The organism is Bryobacter aggregatus MPL3 (assembly GCF_000702445.1).
Classification (GTDB): domain Bacteria; phylum Acidobacteriota; class Terriglobia; order Bryobacterales; family Bryobacteraceae; genus Bryobacter; species Bryobacter aggregatus.
Genome location: NZ_JNIF01000003.1, coordinates 2,894,955 through 2,911,780, shown reverse-complemented (window position 1 = coordinate 2,911,780; position 16,826 = coordinate 2,894,955). Strand labels below are relative to the sequence as shown.

Genomic DNA, 16,826 nt, shown 5'->3' with positions numbered 1-16,826 from the left:
CTAGTATCAGTTAGGTTTGCAGGATTACCGTCAGATCCTTGCCTGGGGTGCCGCTTTCGGCAGGCGGAACGTTCACGATATCGAAGGAAATGGTCGCACCCGAACGCAGCGCCGGGTAGTTGAAGCGATTAACTGCATCGGACACGCGGACACCAGCGCCAATCGTCAGTTCGCAGTAGGCTTCGCCATCGACAAGAACCACAATCTCAATCGGCGCGCCCACCGGCGGCTCCTGCACATAGGCATAGACATCGCGAACCACGGTGTCGCGATCGATGACATAGGACGGCCCGGCGTTTGCTTCAATCGCCAGGTAGCCTTGGGTGCTCATCGCGATCTGCCCGCCAGCCATCGTGCGGACGCCGTTGTCTGAAAGGATCGTATAGCTCTCCTCATCCCTTTCGCTGCCGCCGACGCGATTGAAGAGCGTGAGATCGGCGCCGGCAACACGGACATTCGGCAAACGGAAGTTGTAGCGGAAGCCCACCGCCGAAGTCGAGTTGAAATAGCCCGGCACAAAGGGGATCGTCATGTCGCGGCGTGTCAGCACAAAGACCGGCGGCGCGCTCTCGTGCGCAACTGCGGTTGTCTGGTAGCGGCCACGAATCACGGGATAGGTGCTGTCCTCATCCGGGTCGTCTGAGATCTCGATCAGTTCCTTTGCAATCTGAATCATTGTCCCTTTGGGCAGAGTACTGTCCAGACCCGCGATGGTCAGGAGCTCTGAATCGGCATCGATGTCCGCCCCAAGGCTGAAGGGCGTCGGAGCGGTCAGCTCATCCCAGAACAGAAGGCCGAGTTGGCCAATGTAGACCGAGCTCAGATTGTCGAGCGAATCAAAACCAATGCCGCCAATCGAAATCGTTCCCTCTTCAATCATCGCGAAGCCGAAGGCCGGCTTGGGCGGCACATCGGCATCGATACCGCCCGTCAACCCCACACCAATCTGCCAGCGCAGCGAGGGCGACTCGAGCGCATCCAGCTCCGAGCCGTCCTTGCCTACCGAGCGCAGGCTTATCTCAAAGCTGGCCGCCGTAAAAAGCGGCAGCATGACCGTGACAAGATCCGTATCGCTCTCCGCTGCCAACACCCATCCCGGCTCGACAATCACAAACTTAGTGGTGGCATCCGGCAATACATCCCAGCGCCCCGCCAGTTGGATCACCTCTTCCGTGTTCGAAAGAATCGCCCGTTCCTGCCCCTTGCCGGCACCGGCAAGGAGGACCACCTTCTTGCCGATCCAGCGGTCCACGCGCAAGTTCATTCCGGTACGGCCAATGGTATCGGCTGTCCAGGAGGTCGCGTTCTGATCGAGCAGATAGATCTGCCGAAACCAGGCGCGGAGGCTACTGTAGTTGGGGTCGGGAGGCAAATCGTTGCTGGGTTCCGCACCCGCGTCCCAGATGGTATCGGAGACAGCGAGGCCGCTCGCGATGCGCAGCATGTGATACGGCGAATCGCCACGATAGAGATTCATCGTCTCGGTAGCGGCGGCGGAGCTGATGCCTTTGAGCTGGATCTTGTTGGTGGCCGAGAGTCCGGAGATGGTAACCGGAATCAGGCTCGACAGTCCGCTCTCCTCGCCCTCGCTATCCACCGTAGTCACACCGTAAAAGTACGAGCCCTGCGCGAGCGTCCCGCCGGTGGATTGCACCTCGTAATCAAAGCTCACCAGCGGAATGCCACTGGCCGCTCCACTCTCCGGCTTTGGCCTGCGAAACGGGATGCGCAGCGCACACTTTTGCACGCCATCGGAATCGACAGCCAAGCTCTCGGACGCATCGAACCCATACTTGCCGTCCACCAGCTTGGTACCGGAGACCGCGCGCGCAGCCCCGATGCGCCAGGCATAGCGGCGGGAGCTGTCATAGCGAATCTGCGCGTTGTCGGAATACCAATGATCCTGATGCAACTGGCAGATCACCTTCATCACGGCGAGAGCCGGCGACAGTTGGAACTCGAGCACGCGAAACAAGGTGCGCTCAAAACCATAGCGCTCGTAGGTCATCGCGATGAGATCGCCAGGACGAATGTGAAAGCCGCGGATCGAGGTTCGGAACTCGAGATAGACATTGCCAGCAATCGACTTGTTCAACCAGGTCTGGCAGATGCGCTGCGCCTGCGGAAAGTTGGGAACCCCAGTGACAGGCAGCGACTGCGTGATGTCCTGACGGCGCATCTGGATGTCGTCCGTATCGGCAATCGAAACGCTGTCCTGCTGGTACTCGTTCAGCGCATCCTGAATCTCAAAGTTGACGCGATTCGGCGAGTCCTGACTGAGTTTCGAATAGACCCGGAACTCGGGCTCCCGCTTGGCGTTCAACAGAATTCCCGTGGTGCCATTCAGCCCATCGCCAAATTCATAAGTGGGCCACCCACCCGCCACAGAACTGACCGCATTGCTGCCGAGCGACTTGGTGGGCTGTTGCCCAGCGATCGTTGTCTCCGGACGAATCGCCAAACGCCCATCGGGTTGGAAGTACAAAAAGAGCAGCGACGACAGGCGAACAGATCGCAACAGTTCGCCAACGCTGTAGCGGCGCTTGAGGACAAGATTGGTTTCAAATCGCGGGACGATGCGCAGCACGCCGTTGGCGTCATGCGCCTCCACCGTCTCCGCACAAAAGGCAGCCGCGCTACCAAAGCTTGCCAAATCTAGCTCGTCCAATTTCCAGCCCGTGCGGCGTAGGATGTCGCAGATGATCCAGGCGGGGTTCGCCGAGAACTCGTAAGAGACAAGAGTGCCTTCGGCATCCAGCACCGGCACCTTCATGCCCTTGATCAGGATGTCGACCTTAGGGCTGCTCTTACCGTCACTGATTCGATTTGGCACCACCAGATTCAGATAGGCCATGCTCCCGTAAGGGTCGCCAACCGGGTTCTGATTCGAGTCCGTCAGGCCCATATTGAGAACACCGGTGCGATTGCCCTTGCTCACAAAGTTGTACCAGCCGGTGCCGGTCATGTTCTGGCCGGTGATGCCCTCGGGAATCTCGTAGCCGTTGGCGATCACCTTGACCACGCCTTCAATCTCGCCCAGCCCCAACAGCACTTCGCAGCGTGTCAGATTGCCATCGTTACGCGAGAACACCACCGGCGCTTGAAGCCAGCCGGTGCCATACACGGCCGGCACCACATCGTTGAAGCGAGTGTCGAGTGAGGTCAGGTTTGAGATGCGCCCGGTCGACTCCCCGTGTCCGCGCACGATGATGCTGGGAGGAACAAACTCGATGCCGCTGAAGCGCTGCGTCGTGCGGCCCGAGGCGTCCTTCGCAAACATGCCGCGCTGCTCGCAACTCGTCCGCGAGTAGTCACAAGTGGTGAAGGCTTCGCTCCCGTTCATCGTCCCAACGCCGCCAGGAAGATCGGGCGAATACCCACAGCGAAAGAGCGGCGAATAGCGGCCATCTTCGCCAGAACTCAGCGCTGCCCCACGCTCGTCCGCATTTGCAGGAAACATCCACGAACATTGCTTCTGGATGCGCATTGGCGGGAAGCTGCTGCGAATGGAACTCAGCCGGCTCAGCACATTGATGCGTGCCGACTGGCCATCGAGATCAGACACAGAATCGAGCATGCCGCTCAACATCACGGTTGACGATTCGACATCGCGCTCATTCAGAACAGCAGCGCGGAACACAACCCGGGCGCCGCGCAAACGTCCGGCCTTGAAGAGCTGTGCGACGGTTCCATCGGCATCGGCAATCGTCAGGGAGATGAAGCTGGCGCTTTCGCTAGTAACATCGCTCGTCAGCTTCCAGCTTCCGGCCTGATCGGGATGAATCCGGGCCTGATAAGTCTGGCCACCATCCTGGCAACGGGCCGTAGCCCAGTAGAGCCGTGTTCCTTCCACCAGACTTAGTTCGCAAAGCAGCGCCGTCGCCGGAACCGCATTCTGTTCTTTTGCTTCGTAGAGGCTCATGATTGGCGCAGGCTTTCTATCTGGAGAGTGATGGAGTGCCCACCGGGCGTGGGGCTTTGCAGCTCAAGTTTCTTCTGCCCGATCCATGCTTGCGGAAAGACGCCGCCGTGCCCTCCCGTTTCGGAATAAGCGTTGGGAGCAGCGGCAATCTCCAACTGCGGCGCGGCGATGATCAGTTGGGTTGTGGGCAGCACGACAATCTCTGCGCTGCGGCTGGCTGAAGAAGTAACGCCCTTCATCGCAACAAAATGGCGCGTCCATCCGGTGGCCTGGAAGTGCTGCTCCAAGCGCTGTGCACCATCCGATTGGGCCAGCGCAAAGGGCATGCCGCCAGCCCAGCGCACCAGCAGACTGAAGCTGGTCTGGAACCCGCCAGCCACATTGACTGCCTGCGACAGCACCAGCGGCGCGCTGGTCGGGTTGGTCACGATGTAGGCCTTGTCTACGTCAGGATCGGAGAAAGACTGGAGGGCCAGGCCCGCGGGCCGAATCCATGAGGAAGACTCCAAGTTGCCCGTGTCTGCCAGGAGGTTGCCGAGCGGATCGTAGAAGGTGAAGGCTTCGCTCCCTGTGGCGATTGCCGCAAAGAAGTCCGTGAAGCGCTGCCACTCGGCTTCACTTAGATCGTCGTAGCGCAAGGTCCAGTTGTATTGCAACTTGGCGTCCGAGGCCGCATACAGAATACTGCCATCGAGAAAGCGATTGGCGGGCGCAATGCGATTCAGTTCCAGACGAACCGGCATCTGCGACAACATCCCGTTGTCGAGATAGGGGAAGTGGATGGGATCAGTCGGCATTCTCAATCTCCAGGTCAACGGTGTAGCGCCCATGCGCATCGCAACTCATCACCATGCGCCCATCGCGGATCCGGCAGTGCGGATAGTCTGTGCCGGTCCAAGGGTCCTGAAAGTGAAACAGGCCTTGGAGAGGAATCGATTCGTAGAAGGCGCGGAGGCGCATCGCCTCGTCGCCGTTCAAGGCCCTGTAGCTGAGCCGCCAGGAGCGGCGGTCGGAATTGGTCCAGCGCTGGGTCTGGCGTCCAAGGCCCGCAAAGAGGTGTTCCCAATGTTGGATCGGCTGGGAACGCACGGTGCTCGATTGCACCAACTGTCCGGAAATCAGCGTTGGGAATGTCATCGTTAGAACTCGCTCAAGCTGTCATTGACTTCGTGATTGGAGAGCATGGCCTGCCGCAGCGCGTTTGCGATGTCATCACTCCGGTCGAGAATCGACCGCGCATCAAGAGCCTGGATGGAGACCTGAATCGAGGCAGGGCTATTGGGCGCCGATCGCGTCACACCAAAGGCATCGCTACGCGTGAGAGCAGGGCTGCCGTCCGGTGCACTGGCCGCAACGTTGGTGGCCGTCGCGTCTGGAAACTGATACTTCGTCAGCACGGGAGCAGGATCGTCGCCGCCTCCGGTGAAGAGGCCGAACAGACCCTTCCAGATCGGGCCGAGAAAGAGGCTAGTTAGGACGTTGGTCATCGTCGATCCCCCGTTGTTCATCGGATTGACGAGATTGACGATCTCTTTCCCCATGGAACCCACTGCGCCCGTCTGTGCCGCAATGGTAGTGCCCTGGGTCACCGCGCTGATGGCCGTGGAGGCTGCGTTCGTGATGCTTTGCAACTGTCCGCTCACGCCTGCATTGCCAGAATCGAGCCGTGCGATCAGATTATTGAGGACATCGCTCAGACTGCGGTCCCCGGTATTGCTGCTGTTCGTGTTGCTATCGCTCATGTCGTCTTTCTCTTTCCATTGCCTGAATGGCAGTCATCGCATCGCAATCGATCGCCGGAAACTCCAGCACCTTGGCGGCTTCCATCACACGGCACCAACGCTCCAGCGCAATCCAGTAACTGACGCTTCCATCGAGCACGCTTTCGGGACACTGAAAATAAACCGCGCTGGTCCCGGCCCACACCGGTGTCTGCGACGGCTGGCATTGCAAGAAGGCACAAGCACGAGATTGCTCCAGCTTCCGTTCCCTGCATTGGCCGCACTCCCACCGGACTCCACCGGACAGGTATTGGAAGGCGGCAATCAATTTTTTCGTCTAGGGTCGCTCAGCACCATCTCGTCGCCGATGTGCGCAAGCACCTCGACGCTCAGCTCCGTCGGAGCCTCCTCCAACAACCACTGGATGAGGCTCTCGTCGGCGGGCCTGGTGCACCCGGCTTCGGTTGTCGAGATCAGAGCAGCTTCAAGCAGCCGGCGGCTCAAATCGATCTCGAGTTCAGCCGCCGCACTTCGCTCTTGCGGCTCCTGGCCGACGCCCGCGTTGAGGAACTTCAGCCGTTGCATCAGGCCATAGTTCTCCGCCAGAAAACGCAGGCGTTGGGCCAGGGAGATGCGGCGAATCTGAAAAGCAATTCCTGGCATCGCCGCCGAAGCAATGTTCTTTTCGTATTGGAGTTTCACGGCCTACCTCATCGCCAGAAAGACTTCGTCATTCTGCATCCCCAGCGCCACCGCATTGCGGAACTGCCAGAGCAATCGCGATTGCCCGTCGTTGAAAGCAGGCACTGGAAACAGCACCGCGGGCAGATAGATTGCAAACATCGATCCGGGCTGGTTGCCAATCTGCAACATCACTGACACGGGCTCGTTGTTCACCGCTCTCGTATAGAGCGCCTGGCTCAGTTCGTCATTCCGTTCAAAGACAGTCAGATCGAGACTGACCTTCCGGCGTCCCAGCACAAAACCCTTCGTGCTGAAACAGCCGAACTCGTCCGTACGCGGCTGGATGTCGTTATCGATATGAATCGTCGCCTGGGTGAGGGTGCAAAGGCGAGCAGTGGCAACGCCAAGGAAAGCCTGTCCAAGATAGCCTGCAATTGGAGTACTCGTCAAAGCGGCAGGCGGAGCAGCCGGGAAAGTGGAATCGGCACCCACTGAACCGCTCACACTATCCACCAGGTTCCGAGCAAAGCCCTTGGTCGAGATCTCGAGAAAATCGTTGTTGATCTTCAAGCTGAGCTTGTCGGAGATCGCCCCCGTCAAAAAACGCTGCACGGCCTGATTGGGCGCCCAGGTGTCGAGAACCGACATTGTACTCGGCGTATCGCCGAGCGAGAGATTCACGCAGCCTGCCAGTTCTGCGCCCGCCGTCAGGTCCACACTGAAGGCAGTATTCAAAGTGAAATCGCGCGGCCCGGAGATCGATTCGACAAAGCGAAGCTCCGAACCAAAGGCAAGCCCCATCCCGACACTCAACATCCCGTCGGCGGCAAGTGTAACAGACTTACCAGAGCTAGACTGCACTATATAGGATGTACCAAGAGAAGCGCTTTGGCAAAGAGCACTTTCGAGAAGAGGAGCAATCGCCGGCTTCTCCGTGCCTCCGGTCCAGCCGGTACCATAGGCGTCCATGCTGAACTCGATCAGTTCTCGCTGCGGCCCCACCACAGGATTGTCCGATCGATAACCCGTCTTGTCCCGGCGGAAGATGCGCTTGCGATTGCTATTCACCTGGAAGGCAGTGACTGGGGCCAGTTGCGCTGCTTCCATGTTGCCGACCTCGGGGTCATCGACCTCCGATTTGATGAAGATGCGATTCGAGAGTGTCGCGATGTATTCGTTTGCCATGATTAGTCCTGCCAGAGATGAATTTCAAAGGTGATGGTTGCGTTTTGCACATAGTTGAGACCGCCTTTGGAGACGGGCTGGATTTCGACGGTGAAGCCTCCGGCGTAGAACACGCCCTGGCTCCAAAGCCCTGAGTTGCGATTGAGAACGTCACAGATCGCATCAACAAAGTCGCTGAGTTGCGATTGCAGTAAATCCGCCCTCTCGAGCGTATTGATCACTTCGATTTGCAAGGTCGCCAGCGCGCTGCTGTCGGTCAGTTTTTCCTGTTGGCCGCGCTTGAGTTTCACCAGCGACACCGAGATTTTCGGGAAACGATTGGCAGGAACTCGCTCCGTGACCTTGCTGTGCCAATAGTCGGTATTCACCTCGAATCGTGTTTCCGCCTCGAGATTGCCACGAAGCTCCTGGATCGCCTCTACACTGACCTTCAGCCCTGCCTCCCCGCTCAGCATGCTCTTTGCGGCTTCCACCGCTCGACTGGAAAGGTTCATCGCTTATCTCCAGAGTTCCGTGGAGTAACGGATGAAACGGTCCGCGGCTTGCGAGGCAAGATCGAGACGCTCCGTCTGCTGGTTCAGCATTTCTGCGGTAAGCGTCACCGAGCTGGTCACAGGCGATGCCGTCGCCAGATAAAACAGATTCGATTCGTCTCCCACATAGAGGAGCCAACCAATCACCCGGTCCGGCAAGGAATCCAGAGCAAGCGTGAGTTGCTGCCCATTCGACATGTCCAGAAGAAAGTCCGAGCTCGGCGCCCCCATCGCCCCATTGCCGTCGAGATAGCGAATCCGTCCCCGCAAAATGCGAAGTGGATTGGTCCCTGGCTGCGACGTGATCAAGGGCACAGGAGCCTTGGAGATTGGAAAGTTCACAATGCCCAGTCCTGTATCGAACAACTGATCCTGAGCCGCATCGGCCTTTGTTTCGTAATAGCGGGATTGTTCTCGATGCAGGGCGCTGTTCTGCAGCGAGGCCAGATCTGCGTAGAACAGGCTCAGTGTCAGCATGCTATGCCAGCGATGGAGCGCTTCTGTCACCGTCACCTTCGAGAGCAGTTGGCGCGCAGCAAGCTCACCAAGTCCGCTATGGCGCAGCAGGAAGCTGGTCACCTGTGTTTCAATTTCATTTTGCGCAAGGCACGACTTTGCCTCGATCGAAGTCGTTTCTTGCGCGGAGAGAATGGAAAGCTTGGAGTCATAAGCCATCCATTCGGTCAGACAACTGATGGGTTGATCTTTCAGTAAGGCCATGGGATTCACGCTTTCTGAGCTTTTCCTGGAAAAGAAAAGGCCGGTTCTTCTTGTGAAGAACCGGCCCATACCTTAGGTCGTTCGGTGCAGTTAGCTGCGCACCTGCACGCCGTGGTTGTTGCGAAGGATCCCGGTACCGTAGAGGATGTCGACCGTAAACTGCTGCGACAGCGTATCGGGTTGATAGCTCATCACAACACGTACGCCGAAGTTGCCCAGTTCAGCATACTCAGCGATGGCGCCCGTCCCCGGAAGCGGCTGCGGCAGGCGGCGAATCGCCAGCCCCAGTGCATTTTTCGCAAAGGCGAGATTGTAGGTCGTCGCCGGACTGCCACTCTTCTTGATGAATTGCGAACGGAAGACATAGAAGTCCTTCAAGCGGCCGATGTGGCCATCGATCAAGGCCTGCAATCCAGCGTCGCCCGCCTTTGAATACTCGCTGAAGCGCGGGTTGGTGCGCAGCGCCGAGTACCCTGCAGCATCGACCACCATGTACTTCTGCATGCTGGCAGCCACTTTTGCATTGAACAACGCCGTTTCCGCGTCATCCACCACCTGTTCGGTGAGCGGCGTGCCGGTGGTCCCGAGAGGAGTGTTCGTGGTGAAGCTCGTGGCCAAACCCAACAGATCGGTCTCCACCCGCTCGGCCAACGCGATGATCGCCGGTTCCATATACAGCTTGAGAAGATCAGGAACCGCCACCACCTTAGTGACATCGGGGATCTGGAAGGTCGCTTCCGCATGCGTATTCAGGACAATCTGCGCATTGCCGAGGCTCGGATTCTGCGGCGTAACAGTACCGCCTTCCGCAATATTGTTGGCCACCAGCGACGGAGGCACCGGAACGTTCACCGTGTCGCCGGCTTTGGCCAGTGTCGGTTCAAAGTCACGATTGACCAGATTGCCCATGACCAAGTTGCCCATCAGGGCCGGCAGCGCATCAGCGGCAACCAGCTTGACGATGGCGTTCGCGAGATTGGAAGAAGTGATAGAAGGCATGTTTTGTTTTCCTTAGAAGTAATTTGAGTTAGTCCACCAGCAGGCCAGCAACGCGCGCAATTTCTCTGCGTACGCGGGCCAGATCATCTTTGTTCATCCCGGGCCGAATCGAGTCGATATCGATCCCAGGTGCGTTTTGGGAGCCACGGCCACTGGTTAACGTGCCGCTGCCTCCCAGATTCCGGGCCGGAAGCAGTTCCGGATTCTCATCCACAAACTTCCGCAGAAACTCTGGCACAGGCACTGGCCCCTCTGAGCTGCGCGCGTGCAGAGTTCCATCCGTCTCCCGTTGGATTTCGTCTTTGACAGCTTTGAAGGCCAGGTCGATTTTCGCGACGCCGAGCCGCTGGAGTTCGCTCTTGATCAGAGTTTCGCGTTCCATCGTTTCGGCCCGGACCTTCGTGCGTCGGTTCTCCTCAACCAACTCGTTCAGCCGCTTCTCCATGGATTCGCGCTTGCGGCGCTCTTCCTCGAGTTCGGCCTTATAAGCTGGTTCCGTCCGCTTCGTCTGGACGTTGTGATATTCCTCGAACACCTCGTGAACCAACTTTTTCAGGTCATTCACGGTGGGTTCTTGCGAATTCGATTCTTCGCTGGAATCCATTGCAGTCTCCTAACTGGTTTTGTCGATTTGCTCCTCGATCTCCGACGCAATCCTCTCTTTGGTGGTCTCGTTGATATCCGCCAGGAACTTGAAGGCAAGCTTCTTGTACGCCTGTTTGCGGAAGGTCTTGGAATTGAGCCCCATGTTGAAAAGCTTCTGCGCTTCATCGAGTTCTTCGTTAAACTCTCCGACCTCGAATTCGTCCAATCCGGACACTGAGATTCGGAGATCATCCTTGCGCACCCGGATGAGAGTTTGGAGCAGGCGCTTCAGCATGTCCTTGACGGAATCGCCATAAGCACGAAGCACTTCCTGCGTGATCTGATAGTCAGCACGCTTGCTGCTTCCGCTCACTTGCGCCGCTCCGGAGAGCCAACTCCGGGACTGCCCCATCACATAACAGGTGCGGTAGATTTCTTCCTGCAGACGGTTCAGGTTCTCGATCGCAATGCGGTAGACATTTCCTTCCGGCTCCGTCCAGCCGAATTTGTCTTCGGGATCGAGATGAATGTAATAGGACTCGCCGAGTGTCTCGCGCCAATCGCGCTTGCTATAGATCACCGGCGTCGCATACAACGCCATCCCGAGCGACCAAGCCAGCGAGTTTGACTTGTTGTAGTGCTCCAACTGCAGATGCGCAGCCTTGTTCATTAGCCAGAGGCCATCGCTCAGCGTGATGTCAAAGACAGGCAACCGCTCTTCAGAGGCGCAGGCGTGTGGCCCACGCTCTTTTACCTGGAGCTTCTCGTCTGTCCCATCCAGTTCAACGATGATGTACTCGGTCTCGGTATAGATGAGGTAACGGGAAGACTCATTGGTGGGCTGAAAGATGCTTGCATAGCTGGGTCCCTGCAAGCGCACCGTCAGCAGCGTCAACTTGCCTTCTGTGTTGTAACTCCAGTTCACGACGTCCGAAGGATGGATGGCGGTCAGATAGCCACGATCCGCTCCAATGGCCTCTTCTTCCAGCCGCGAGCTGAAGCTGGTCTCCCTTTTGGGAAATTCAAGCGCCGTAAAGGAGCGCCCGAAGATCAAAGCATCCGTAAAACGCCGACGAAGAAAATCCGTAATACCAACGCCATTCCGATCGCAATCTTCAAAAAATTCAAAATAGTATTTACTGGATCTCCGGCTCGTATCTTCCACCGTAAGAATGGGTTCGTGACGAAACAGAGTCGAGGCATACCAGTCAATGATCGAACCGAGGTAGTTTTCATAAAAGGCGCGGCTCACTCTCTCGTGGTAGATTTCGGCAGGCTCCCGATGCCGTCGATACAGGTAGTTCGAAGCCTTAGCCTTCATTTGAGCGCCGCCCGAGTAGAGATCTTTGTACATCTCCAAGCTGGTCTGCCAGCTTCTGTAGTGAGGATGCATCTGGATCGCATCCGCGATTTCCGTGTAAGTCATTTCACCTCGAATACGAAACAGATCTTTCGTAACTTTCAATATGTGGCTTTCGCTCGGGACCCACGCCCCACAAAAATCCTACCCATTGACTTTCACGCAATTTCATGAAAATCAAAATTCATATTGAAAACAAACAAGATATAAATTTCAAAATCATGTGACCGGCTTTTTCGCATCCCCGTCAGACTCCGCTCTCAGCGACAATGAAAGGACACATGTCGTTCGATTCCATTGAGTCCGCAATCGAAGATTTCCGGGCTGGCAGGATGGTCGTCATCGTTGACGACGAAGACCGCGAGAATGAGGGCGACCTGGCATTGCCCGCCGACGCGGTCACCCCAGACCTGATTAATTTCATGGCGGTCCATGGCCGCGGTTTGATTTGCCTCGCCCTATCTGGAGAAAGTTGCGACCGTCTGCATCTGCCACTGATGTCCCGGATCAACACCTCCAATTTCGGCACTGCGTTTACCGAATCGATCGACGCGAAGCTAGGCGTCACCACCGGGATCAGCGCCGCCGACCGCGCCCACACCATTCAACTCGCGGTCACCGACGATTGCCGTCCGGAAGATCTTGCTCGCCCCGGCCACGTCTTTCCGCTCCGGGCACAGGAAGGCGGTGTGCTCGTGCGCGCCGGCCAAACCGAAGCCTCCGTCGATTTGTCACGGCTCGCCGGGCGCAAGCCCGCCGGCGTCATTTGCGAAATCATGAATGAAGACGGCACGATGGCCCGCGTGCCGGAGCTCCGCGAATACTGCCGCACCCACGATCTCAAGCTGATCTCAGTCGCCGACCTCATCCGCTATCGCCTGAAGAATGAGAGCTATGTGCGGCGCTTTAGCCAAGGCCCACTTGAAACGGCGCATGGCCCCATGCAGCTCTATGTTTACGAGAATTCGCTCGATCAGGACATGCACACCGCACTGGTCTGCGGCGACATCAGCGGCCAGGATCCGGTGCTCGTTCGCATGCATTCTCACTGTCCCTTCGGTGACCTGTTCGGAAGTCGAGCTTGCGATTGCCGTGCCCTACTCGATGAGTCGATGCGTGTCATTGCGGCCCAAGGCCGCGGCGTGCTTGTCTACCTGCACCACGGCAATGAGGATCGCTTGCGGAACCGCGAAGAGGGCACAGGAAAGCTTTTGCCGCATACACGGCAAATACAAAGCCACGATGGCGGTAAAAAGATGCAGCACCAGGTCGGCATTGGTGCACAGATCCTGCGCGATTTGAACTTACAGAGGATTGAGTTGCTGACGAATTCGCCGTTACGGGCGGTAGGGCTGGAAGGTTTTGGGCTGGAGATTACGGGGAGACGGGAGCTTCGGATCTCTTAGCATTCTGGGAAGAATGGCGGAGAAGGTGGGATTCGAACCCACGGTACGATTTCTCGTACACACGCTTTCCAAGCGTGCGCCTTAAACCGCTCGGCCACCTCTCCGAAAGCTCCTCTAAGAGGATACCAAAGGATCGGCGATTATTGGCTTCGATCCCGTCTTCTTCGTAGAGAAAGTATTTTTTCTACCGGGACACTCCCCGGATTCCCAGTCCCACAAGATTCCTTCGCCGGCACGCGGGAGAGGTCTTGCATCAGGTTCCGGGCCGCAAGCGACTCCAGACTGTCGATCGCACCAGCGCTACAGAGCGCTGCAATGGGGCGGCAAGCCATCGCAACCGCATGGACAAGGCTTGGCAGCCGTCCCGCAATTCCGTCCTCACAGCGAAGCAGTGTGGGCGCAACCTCCGGCAAGACCCGCACCTCCATCGGATGGCGCTGCCAGTATTGTTCCGTCTCCAGCCACAAAGCAGGCTCCAACTTCACACGTTCCGGACTCAGATCCCCGCGCACCCAGGCATCCAGCAGAAAGATCGCGCAACTCTGCCCCTCCGCCACCCGGCCCCGGAACGCCAGCGGCGTCTCCACCAACCCGCGCGCCGGTTCCACGTCAGGAAAGTAACGGTACAACCGCAAAGCGAAGGCATCGCGCGGATTCTGTCCGGCATCGAGCGAAAACATCTCACCCGGTTTTTGCTTCACGATCAACAAGAGCGAGAAGAATGCATTCCGGTCCACGGCCGGAGAAATCGCCTCCAATCCCTGCATGGCCGCCATCGACGCACAACCCAGCTTGCTCCAGTCCCTTTCCGTGAACAGTGCGGCGTCCGGAAATACGAAAAGCTCCTGAGCGGAGCTTTTCGTATGCAACATCAACATCACCAGAAGTGCGGTGAGTTTCATGAGGCGGTCTCTAGGCCAAGTCGAACTTTTCCTGATGGATCAGCCCGTCGGAAACAACCATCACAGGACGTCCCACAATCTCCTCGAGTTCTTCGAGATATTGATTGTCGGCAGACTTGAACACCTTCGCCACTTCCGGATTCACCCGCAGCATGACATCCTTGGCATCCGCAAGCGCCTTCGCCAGCTTCTTCGCTTCGTTCAGTATCTCGCCCACCACCGTCTGGACGCTCTTCACATAAGCAGAGCCTTCGCAATACGGGCAAGGGGCACACAGAGTCCGTTCCAGCGACTGCTTGACACGCTTGCGAGTGATCGCAACCAGGCCAAAGTCATTGAACTGAAGAATCTTGTACGGCGCCCGATCGGCACGCATCGCCTCTTCCAAGGCCTGCATGACACGCATCCGGTTCTTGCGCTCATCCATATCGATAAAGTCGATCACGATGATGCCGCCCAGATCGCGCAGGCGCACCTGGCGCACAATCTCGCGAATCGCCTCGATGTTCGTCTTGACGATCGTGTCTTCCAACCGGTTCGACTTGCCGACAAACTTGCCGGTATTGATGTCGATGGCGACCAGAGCCTCGGTCTGGTTGATCACGATGTAGCCGCCGGACTTCAGCCAAACCTTCGGCCGCAGCGCCTTCTCAAGTTCCTGCGTAATGCCGAAATTGTCGAAGATTGAAGCCTGGCGCGTGTACATCTTCACACGGGAAACCATCGCCGGCTGGAAGCGCTCGAGGAAGCGCAGAATGCTCTCGTAGATCTCCTCGTTGTCCACCCAGATTGACTTGAAGTCCGGTCCGAGTTGGTCGCGCAGCACGCGCTCCACAATTTCGAGATCGTGATAGATCAGCGCCGGAGCCGGCTTGCTCTCGGCCTTCCGTTTGATGTCATTCCACAGGTTATGGAGGAAGTTGATATCGTTCTGAATCTCTTCTTCCGTCCGGCCTTCCCCGGCGGTACGGATGATGAAGCCGCCAGGCATTCCTTCCTTGCCGGCCTGGAGAATCTTCTTCAGGCGCATGCGTTCTTCGTCGGAAGCGATCTTGCGGGACACGCCCGTGTGATCCACCGTCGGCATGTAGACGCAATAGCGGCCCGGGAGCGCAATATGCGAAGTGATGCGCGCGCCCTTCTGCCCCAGCGGCTCCTTCGCGATCTGGACCAGAATCTCCTGACCCTCTTTCAGCAACTCGGTAATCGAAGGCTGCGGGCGGCGTTCCCCGCGCTCCGGACGCTCGGTCCGTTCGCTCGTTTCACTGGTCCGCTCACTACGTTCACCGCGTTCTCCATTGCGCTCGCCACCCCGCTCCCGGCGGCCACGGCCTTCGCGACGCGACTCCTCGCGCGGCGTCTGCTCCGTGCGCGCCGATTGGTCGGTGCGGACAACAGCCGCCGACTCGGGCGGACGCAATTCGCCGGCTTCGATCAATAATTCAGGAACGGCCTCTCCCGTAGGAGCCGCCGATGCGGCGGCACGGTCCGCGCGATCACGCCCGCGGCCACGACGGCGGCGGCGGCCACTGCGCTCGCCCCCTTCTTGCGGCGCACGCTGCTGCAAAAAGCGCTGGTCGTTCTGCCGCAAGTGCGCAGAATAACCCATGGAAGGCAGTGCGCCCTCCTCATCCCCATCCACCATATCGGCGCTGTCCGTCGCTGTCTCTTCCGTGGTCAGGTCATTGGCAGCTTCGGACGATTCATCGATCGCCCCATCCTCTGATTCGTCGTCTTCGTCAGAGTCGGCAGCATCCTGAGCATCCTGCGCTTCCAGTTCCGAGGCACTAGCGGTCGCTTCCTGGTCTTCGTAAACCAGTCGCTCGGCTTCTTCGAAGTCGCGCTGTTCTTCGTTCTCTTTCGCGATCTCCGCCAGGTGTTCCTTCACTTCTTCGAGAACTTCTTCTTCGAGCTGAGCAGCAAGCACTTCCTGCGTGGCTGGCTTCAGCGGCGTGATCGTGCCGGTTGCTTCTTCTTCCTGCGTCTCGGCGGCAACGGACGACACTTCGTCGACATCATCAAAGTCTCCGCTACGATCCTCTTCGACAACCGCAGCGACCAGTTCTGGAGCGCGTCCCCGATACTTCGAAAGCGTTTCGCCAGGAAGAAGGATGGGAGCACTGAACTCCTCCACAACCTCCACTTCTTCCTCTTCAACTTCCACTTCCGGCTCAACCGCGGCGGCTACGATTTCCTGTTCTTCGTTTGGCCCCGCATACTTGGAATCAGGGAAGTTGCCTCCCCGGTTTCCACGTCCCCGGCGACGGCGATTGCCACGGCGCACTTCACCGCCCTCAGCACTCTCTCCGGCAGCAACAGGCGCCGCAACTGGAGCCTCTCCCGTTTCAATCGGCACCTCAATGGCGCTCGTCTGCACCGGCGGTCTGCCCTCGCGGCGGTCCCGTCCACGGCCTCGGCCACCATCGCGCCCACCACTCTCGCGCCCACCGCCCTCGCGGGGAGCAGCTTCACGATTGGCAGTCTCACGCGCACCAGCCTCGCGATTACCTTCCCGGCTCCGTCCGCCACGATCCCGATCGTTGCGCTCACGGCCTTCCGGCATCTTCTCGAACTCTTCGTTTTCCTCGAAGAAGTCCGAAACATACAGGAAGGTATCCCGTTCCAGGCCCAAATCGACGAAGGCGGACTGCATGCCCGGTAGGACGCGGGTCACTCGTCCTTTGTGAATCGACCCGGCAAGCGAATACTCATTCGCCCGTTGAAAATAAATCTCGACCAACTGGTCGTCTTCCAGAATCGCGACACGCGTTTCGTGCCGCCCTGTGGAAATTACTAGCTCTTTTGCCAT

General features: G+C 58.1%; 15 protein-coding genes and 1 tRNA gene. 1 reads left to right on the top strand and 15 read right to left on the bottom strand.

Annotation, left to right across the window (positions count from 1 at the left end; all coding sequences use genetic code 11):
• Nucleotides 1-10 precede the first annotated feature (10 nt).
• The 12 genes from M017_RS0113600 to M017_RS0113545 form a co-directional block, all read right to left on the bottom strand.
• Nucleotides 11-3,922, bottom strand: a complete 3,912-nt coding sequence (locus M017_RS0113600) for a phage tail protein (RefSeq protein WP_031498584.1) — start codon at nucleotides 3,920-3,922, stop codon at nucleotides 11-13.
• Nucleotides 3,919-4,719: a hypothetical protein gene (locus M017_RS0113595; RefSeq protein ID WP_031498582.1), complete on the bottom strand. Its 801-nt coding sequence runs from the start codon at nucleotides 4,717-4,719 to the stop codon at nucleotides 3,919-3,921. Before M017_RS0113595 ends, M017_RS0113600 begins: the two co-directional genes overlap by 4 nt.
• Complete coding sequence (locus tag M017_RS0113590) at nucleotides 4,709-5,059, bottom strand: hypothetical protein (RefSeq protein ID WP_031498581.1); 351 nt, start codon at nucleotides 5,057-5,059, stop codon at nucleotides 4,709-4,711. The genes M017_RS0113595 and M017_RS0113590 overlap by 11 nt, the downstream gene beginning before the upstream one ends.
• Before the next feature lie 2 nt (nucleotides 5,060-5,061).
• Entirely contained in the window at nucleotides 5,062-5,664 is a 603-nt protein-coding gene (locus M017_RS0113585; RefSeq protein WP_031498580.1) for a hypothetical protein, read from the bottom strand.
• A complete protein-coding gene (locus tag M017_RS29340) occupies nucleotides 5,654-5,971 on the bottom strand; it encodes a hypothetical protein (RefSeq protein ID WP_155121404.1) in 318 nt (105 codons plus the stop codon). Before M017_RS29340 ends, M017_RS0113585 begins: the two co-directional genes overlap by 11 nt.
• Nucleotides 5,968-6,345 (bottom strand): hypothetical protein, encoded by a 378-nt coding sequence (locus M017_RS0113575; protein ID WP_031498578.1) that lies wholly within the window; start codon nucleotides 6,343-6,345, stop codon nucleotides 5,968-5,970. Before M017_RS0113575 ends, M017_RS29340 begins: the two co-directional genes overlap by 4 nt.
• A 3-nt stretch (nucleotides 6,346-6,348) precedes the next feature.
• Entirely contained in the window at nucleotides 6,349-7,512 is a 1,164-nt protein-coding gene (locus M017_RS0113570) for a phage tail tube protein (RefSeq protein ID WP_031498577.1), read from the bottom strand.
• A gap of 2 nt (nucleotides 7,513-7,514) precedes the next feature.
• Nucleotides 7,515-8,006, bottom strand: coding sequence for a hypothetical protein (locus M017_RS0113565; RefSeq protein ID WP_031498575.1), 492 nt, complete (start codon nucleotides 8,004-8,006; stop codon nucleotides 7,515-7,517).
• Between the two features lie 3 nt (nucleotides 8,007-8,009).
• Nucleotides 8,010-8,765, bottom strand: a complete 756-nt coding sequence (locus tag M017_RS0113560; RefSeq protein ID WP_031498574.1) for a hypothetical protein — start codon at nucleotides 8,763-8,765, stop codon at nucleotides 8,010-8,012.
• 90 nt (nucleotides 8,766-8,855) lie between these two features.
• A complete protein-coding gene (locus M017_RS0113555) occupies nucleotides 8,856-9,764 on the bottom strand; it encodes a major capsid protein (protein ID WP_031498573.1) in 909 nt (302 codons plus the stop codon).
• Nucleotides 9,765-9,792: 28 nt separating this feature from the next.
• Nucleotides 9,793-10,368, bottom strand: coding sequence for a hypothetical protein (locus tag M017_RS0113550; RefSeq protein ID WP_051670045.1), 576 nt, complete (start codon nucleotides 10,366-10,368; stop codon nucleotides 9,793-9,795).
• 9 nt (nucleotides 10,369-10,377) lie between these two features.
• Entirely contained in the window at nucleotides 10,378-11,775 is a 1,398-nt protein-coding gene (locus M017_RS0113545) for a hypothetical protein (protein WP_051670043.1), read from the bottom strand.
• A gap of 215 nt (nucleotides 11,776-11,990) precedes the next feature.
• Here M017_RS0113545 and ribB point away from each other — a divergent pair, with 215 nt between their 5' ends.
• Complete coding sequence (gene ribB, locus M017_RS0113540) at nucleotides 11,991-13,115, top strand: 3,4-dihydroxy-2-butanone-4-phosphate synthase (RefSeq protein ID WP_031498570.1); 1,125 nt, start codon at nucleotides 11,991-11,993, stop codon at nucleotides 13,113-13,115.
• A 14-nt stretch (nucleotides 13,116-13,129) separates the two neighbouring features.
• Here ribB and M017_RS0113535 read toward each other — a convergent pair.
• The 3 genes from M017_RS0113535 to M017_RS0113525 all read right to left on the bottom strand — a co-directional run bounded on the left by M017_RS0113535 (nucleotide 13,130) and on the right by M017_RS0113525 (nucleotide 16,826).
• Nucleotides 13,130-13,219, bottom strand: a tRNA-Ser gene (locus M017_RS0113535).
• Nucleotides 13,220-13,255: 36 nt separating this feature from the next.
• Nucleotides 13,256-14,017, bottom strand: coding sequence for a hypothetical protein (locus M017_RS0113530; protein WP_031498569.1), 762 nt, complete (start codon nucleotides 14,015-14,017; stop codon nucleotides 13,256-13,258).
• A 10-nt stretch (nucleotides 14,018-14,027) separates the two neighbouring features.
• Nucleotides 14,028-16,826 carry an Rne/Rng family ribonuclease gene (locus M017_RS0113525; protein ID WP_031498568.1) on the bottom strand — a complete coding sequence of 933 codons (2,799 nt, stop codon included), beginning with the start codon at nucleotides 16,824-16,826 and terminating at the stop codon, nucleotides 14,028-14,030.